Raw genomic sequence first — 5,197 nt, 5'->3', positions numbered from 1 at the left:
CGCCCGTCCGGATGCAGCCGACGAGCCGCAACACGCGGTGCTGGCCTGCAAGAAAATCCTCCACACCTTCGGCATCAAGCCACGGGCATGGCGGGCCGGGCTGCCGGCGTTGCTCGACCGGTTCTATCGACACGGTCAAACATAAAAAAGGCGCCTGAAACAGGCGCCTTTTTTGTGGCAGTGCACGGACGATTACACGTGATAGGTGTTGGCCAGCCGGATGCGCAGCGGCCTGCGAAAAATTTGAAACCTTTGGTGCGGGCGGTCATCTGTGTTGAGTCGATGGACCTTATCCCGGCGTTCAATGGTTATCCCCTTATGAACGGAAGTTACATTGCCGTCTCTATCACAGACAATGGCCAGGGAACTGGGTTGGGACTCAGCCAGGTATATGGCCCGCGCTTGAACGGCTGAGTGGATAGCCCGTTTGAACAAATGGAGTTAGCATCGTAAACCTTCGGCTCAAGAGCCTGTTGTTCACATCAGGGTTGCATTGTGGAAAAGCTAAATCGCCTTCAAAGCGGAATAGAAGGGCTGGATGCTCTGCTCAAGGGTGGGCTAGTCGCAGGTGCCTCCTACATCATCCAGGGGCGCCCGGGATCCGGTAAAACGATCCTCGCCAATCAGCTGGGGTTTAACCATGCGCGCAATGGGGGCCGTGTACTGGTTGCCACGTTGCTGGCCGAATCCCACGACCGTTTATTTCAGTTCCTCTCGACCCTGAACTTCTTTGATGCTTCCCGGGTGGGAGCCGAGATTCAGTTCGTCAGTGCGTTTGACACCCTTGAGAACGAAGGTCTCGATGAAGTGGTCAAGCTGCTTCGGCGTGAGATCAGTCGTCAGAAGGCCACCGTGTTAGTGGTCGACGGCTTGCTCAATGCACGCTCCAAGGCTGACTCGCCCATCGACACCAAAAAATTCATTTCCGAGCTGCAAGGGCACGCCGCGTTCGCCGGTTGTACGGTGCTGTTTCTCACCAGTTCCCGGTTGGACGACGGCAGTCCCGAGCACACCATGGTTGATGGTGTGATCGAGATGGGTGAAGAGCTTCACGGCAGCCGTTCGGTGCGCCGTATTCACCTGCGCAAAACTCGAGGCAGTGGTGCACTGACCGGACTGCACGAGTGTGAAATTACCGACGATGGCCTGGTGGTTTATCCGCGTCTGGAAAGCCTCTACAGCCATCCGTCTTTACCTGACAGTGCTGATCTGACGCGTATCACCAGCGGCATCGGTTCGCTGGACGCCATCATCGGCGGTGGCCTGCACAGTTCCTCCGTTACCCTCGTCATGGGGCCTTCCGGCGTCGGGAAAACCACGTTGGGGCTCAGGTTTCTCGCTGAGTCGACAGTGGAAGCGCCGGGCCTGCATTTCGGTTTTTATGAAAGCCCGCAGCGGTTACGCCTCAAAGGCCAATCGCTGGGTATTGATATCAAGGGTATGGAAGAAAGTGGTGCGCTGAGTCTTGCCTGGCAACCCACGACAGAAGGCCTGCTCGACGGTCTCGGCGCACGGCTGCTGAAAATGGTTGAGGAAAAGGGCATCAAGCGCCTGTTCATCGACAGCTTGAGCGGCATGACCCGGGTGTCGACAAACCCGGCTCGTATCACTGATTTCTACAGCGCCTTGATGAGCGAGCTTCGTGCCCGTGGCGTAACGGTGTTTGCCTCATGGGAGATGCGTGACGTTTTTGGTTCGGAGGTCAGCTCTCCAACCCCGGACCTCTCCAGTATTGTCGATAACCTGATGCTGATGCGTTTCTTCGAGATTCAATCTGAACTAAGAAGAATGCTTTCGATTCTTAAGGTACGAGACAGCTTCTACGATCCTTCGCTTCTTGAAGTGGTAATCCATGAAAACGGCGTTGACCTGAAGAAGGCATCAAGAAATGCGTTGGCGGTCCCTAATGATTCTTCGCTGCCGGGCTCAACGTCCAAAGTCTCTGATTCGGGTTGAACTGACATGACCACCATCCTGGTCGTCGACGACGAGTATTTGATCGCTGACATTCTCGGCTATGCGCTGGAGGATGAGGGGTACATGGTCGTAAAAGCGAGCAATGGCCAGAAAGCACTCGAGGTCCTGGAGCGCGAGCGGCCAGCGTTGATCATCACCGACTTCATGATGCCGGTCATGGATGGCCAGGAGTTTGCCGAAGCTGTCCGCGCGCTACCGGCAGTCAATCACTTGCCCATCATCCTGATCAGCGGAGCCCAGGCCCATATTGGTATGGAGCGGTCGGACTTGTTCAATGCAGTGTTGAATAAGCCGTTCAACATTGACGTGGTCATTGCTGAAGTTCGCCAGCTCCTGGCTGAAGCCTGACTCGCAGCACACGGGCGTGTGCCTGGCTTCTGATTGGCGCTTGCCTCCAGGGGAAGCCTCACAAAAAAGGCCCTGTACAACAGGGCCTTTGGGTAGAACCTAGAACTTGTAGCCAATACCGACCATGTACACCATCGGATCAACATCCACATTAACCTTGGCCCGGGTGCCCTGGCCCAGGGCGTTGTTGTCCACGGTGGCCTTGGTGCTGATGTCGATGTAGCGCGCCTGGGCGTTGATCATCCACTTGTCGTTGATCATGTAGTCCGCACCGATCTGCGCGGCCCAACCCCAGGAGTTTTCCGCCTTGAAGTTGCTGAAGCCGGCCTGCTCGGCGCGGCTGCCGACGTGCTCGTCGTAGATCCAGGTGTAGTTGATACCGGCGCCGATGTACGGTTGGAATACCGACTTGCTGTCCAGCGGGTAGTACACGACGCTCAGGGTCGGTGGCAGGTGCTTCAGCGTACCGAGCTTGCCGTTGGCAGCGCCCAGGGCGGTGTTCTTGATCTTCACATCATGTTCGAACGGCGTGGCCGCCAGCAGTTCGATACCCCAGTGGCTGGTGAACATGTAGGCGAAGTTCAAACCCAGTTGAGTGTCGCTGCTCATGGTCGCCTTGCCGCCCAGGTTGGTCCCGGCCAGCGGGCCCTGGTCAACCTTGACACTGCTGCTGTCCGCTTTCGGGTTGACGGTGATGGCACCGGCGCGAATCAGGATGTCACCCGCTTCGTGAGCGTGGGCAACAGGGGCGACGAGGGCGAGCGCGACAAGCGACGCGCCGAGCAGGGACTTGTTCATGGGAGCTCCAAAGGACGTTATTAATTGCTTGTGTCCAATGGTAAAGATCGTAACGTTCGAGCTTTTGACTCAGCTCAATGAAAGCGCAATCACGGGTTATTCCTGCAACTCGTACACATAGATCTTGTCGGCATCCATCTGGTAGCCGGCATCGGCCAGTTCACTGCTGGACGGTTTGACCTGCATCTGGCCTTCGATCCAGTACGGTTGATACAACTCGTCGAGCTTCACGCCGACTTCGCTTTTCACATGCACGATCTGGTTCGACGGCGGTGGCGGTACATGGATGCACGCGCCGAAATACGGCACCAGCAGGAACTCCGTGGTGCGGCCTTCCTCGCTGACTTCCAGCGGCACGATATAACCCGGCAGGCGGATGTGCTTGCCGTCCAGGCTTTGTACGACCGGCGCGTTGGGCAGGTCCTGCTTGGCGGCCGGCGCTGACTCCACCGACAACGCATCGGCCATGCCCGACAAGTCGTGCAGCGGTTTCATGTTGGGGATTTCCGGCGGCGCGTCCGGCGGGATCATCTCCTGCCACGACAGGTCCTTGGGCTGGTCTTCAGCCCACACGGGCAGGGCCACCAGCAGCAACAGTGCGAGCACGGCGCGACGCATCAACAGCTTCCTCATAAACGTATCGACAGGCCGTCGGCCAACGATTGCCGGTAGGCGCGCCAGGCCGGCACGCTGCCCATCAGCAGGGCTGCGACGAGAATACCGCCGAGCAGGGTCCATTCATATTCGCTCGGCAACGACAGCGGCAGGTCCAGGCCGTAGTTGGCCTGCAAATACCCGCGCGACGCGGCGATGCACACATACAGCAGCCCGACGCCTGCGATCACGCCCGACAATGCCAGGGCGAAGGCTTCGAAGATCAGCAAGGTCGCAATATGCCAGGGCCGCGCGCCCACTGAACGCAGGATTGCCATTTCCCGGCGGCGCTCGTTGAGGCTGGTGAGGATCGCGGTGAGCATGCCGATCAGGCCGGTCAGCACCACGAACAGCGAGATCACGAACAGCGCTTTTTCAGCCGTGCCCATCATGCTCCACAGCTCTTGCAGCGCCACGCCCGGCAGGATCGCCAGCATCGGCTCGCCACGGAACTCGTTGATCTCCCGTTGCAGGGCGAAGGTGGAAATCTTGTTGTTCAAACCGAGCATGAACGCGGTGATGGCTTGTGGCGTCAGGTCCATGTTGCGGGCCTGATCGGCGCTGATCCGGCCTTTGCCCTGGGCCGGTACGCCGTTGTGCCAGTCGATGTGAATCGCTTCCATGCCGCCGAGGCTGATATGCAGTGTGCGGTCCACCGGAGTGCCGGTGCGCTTGAGAATGCCGACCACGGTGAAGGGCTTGTCATCGTGCTTGACCAGGCTGACCACCGCCACGCCGTGGGCCAGCACCAGCTTGTCGCCGAGCTTGTAATGCAGCGCGTCGGCCACTTCGGCGCCGAGCACCACTTCGAATGGATCGGTGGCGAAGGCGCGGCCGCTGGCCAGTTCCAGGTTCTGCCGGCGGCCGTATTGATAGTGTTCGAAATAGGATTCGTTGGTGCCCATCACGCGGTAGCCACGGTGGGAGTCGCCAAGGGAAATCGGGATCGCCCATTTTACCTGCGGGTTGGCCGCGAAGTGCTCGTAGCTGTCCCAGCGAATGTTGTTGGTGGCGTTGCCGATGCGGAACACCGAATACAGCAGCAAATTCACCGAGCCGGAGCGCGCGCCGACGATCAGGTCGGTGCCGCTGATGGTGCTGGCGAAGCTGGCGCGGGCTTCGGTGCGTACCCGTTCCACCGCCAGCAACAGGCACACCGACAGGGCGATGGCGAAGGCGGTGAGGATCGCGGTAAAGCGGCGGTTAGCCAGGCTGGCCATGGCTAGTCGAAACAAATACATCTCAAACCTCTGCAAGCGTGGCGGCGCGATTGAGTTCGGCCAGCGACAGGTTGCGGTCGAACAGCGGCGCCAAGCTCTGGTCATGGCTGACGAACAACAGGCTGGCGCCTGCTTCGCGGCATTCGGCGAACAGCAACTGAATGAAGGCTTCCCGGGCGTCGTAGTCCAGGGCCGAGGTC

At 59.1% G+C, this 5,197-nt stretch carries 6 protein-coding genes and 1 pseudogene; 3 read left to right on the top strand and 4 right to left on the bottom strand.

What is annotated here, in order from left to right; translation table 11 throughout:
* The 3 genes from HX846_RS18355 to HX846_RS18345 all read left to right on the top strand — a co-directional run.
* Positions 1–145: sugar nucleotide-binding protein (locus HX846_RS18355; protein ID WP_178965848.1), on the top strand; the 145-nt coding region annotated here is incomplete at its 5' end.
* A gap of 350 nt (positions 146–495) precedes the next feature.
* Positions 496–1,956: an ATPase domain-containing protein gene (locus HX846_RS18350; protein WP_178965847.1), complete on the top strand. Its 1,461-nt coding sequence runs from the start codon at positions 496–498 to the stop codon at positions 1,954–1,956.
* Positions 1,957–1,962: 6 nt separating this feature from the next.
* Positions 1,963–2,325 (top strand): response regulator, encoded by a 363-nt coding sequence (locus tag HX846_RS18345; RefSeq protein ID WP_102369993.1) that lies wholly within the window; start codon positions 1,963–1,965, stop codon positions 2,323–2,325.
* 99 nt (positions 2,326–2,424) lie between these two features.
* On the opposite strand, the gene HX846_RS18340 is transcribed toward HX846_RS18345, so the two are convergent.
* From HX846_RS18340 to HX846_RS18325, 4 genes and pseudogenes are all read right to left on the bottom strand, one after another.
* Positions 2,425–3,123 carry an OmpW family protein gene (locus HX846_RS18340; protein ID WP_102369992.1) on the bottom strand — a complete coding sequence of 233 codons (699 nt, stop codon included), beginning with the start codon at positions 3,121–3,123 and terminating at the stop codon, positions 2,425–2,427.
* A 96-nt stretch (positions 3,124–3,219) separates the two neighbouring features.
* A complete protein-coding gene (locus HX846_RS18335; RefSeq protein WP_102369991.1) occupies positions 3,220–3,741 on the bottom strand; it encodes a DUF3299 domain-containing protein in 522 nt (173 codons plus the stop codon).
* 11 nt (positions 3,742–3,752) lie between these two features.
* Entirely contained in the window at positions 3,753–5,018 is a 1,266-nt protein-coding gene (locus HX846_RS18330; RefSeq protein ID WP_003210004.1) for an ABC transporter permease, read from the bottom strand.
* Position 5,019: 1 nt separating this feature from the next.
* Positions 5,020–5,197: pseudogene (locus HX846_RS18325) on the bottom strand (ABC transporter ATP-binding protein); the annotation flags it as partial.

The organism is Pseudomonas sp. K5002 (assembly GCF_013386655.1).
Taxonomy (GTDB): Bacteria; Pseudomonadota; Gammaproteobacteria; order Pseudomonadales; family Pseudomonadaceae; genus Aquipseudomonas.
This window is presented reverse-complemented; position numbering and strand designations above follow the sequence as displayed.

Bases quoted from the DNA above. Each gene is read 5' to 3' on its own strand.
- HX846_RS18345 (WP_102369993.1), top strand. From the start codon at position 1,963: ATGACCACCATCCTGGTCGTCGACGACGAGTATTTGATCGCTGACATT.
- HX846_RS18340 (WP_102369992.1), bottom strand. From the start codon at position 3,123: ATGAACAAGTCCCTGCTCGGCGCGTCGCTTGTCGCGCTCGCCCTCGTC.
- HX846_RS18335 (WP_102369991.1), bottom strand. From the start codon at position 3,741: ATGCGTCGCGCCGTGCTCGCACTGTTGCTGCTGGTGGCCCTGCCCGTG.
- HX846_RS18330 (WP_003210004.1), bottom strand. From the start codon at position 5,018: ATGTATTTGTTTCGACTAGCCATGGCCAGCCTGGCTAACCGCCGCTTT.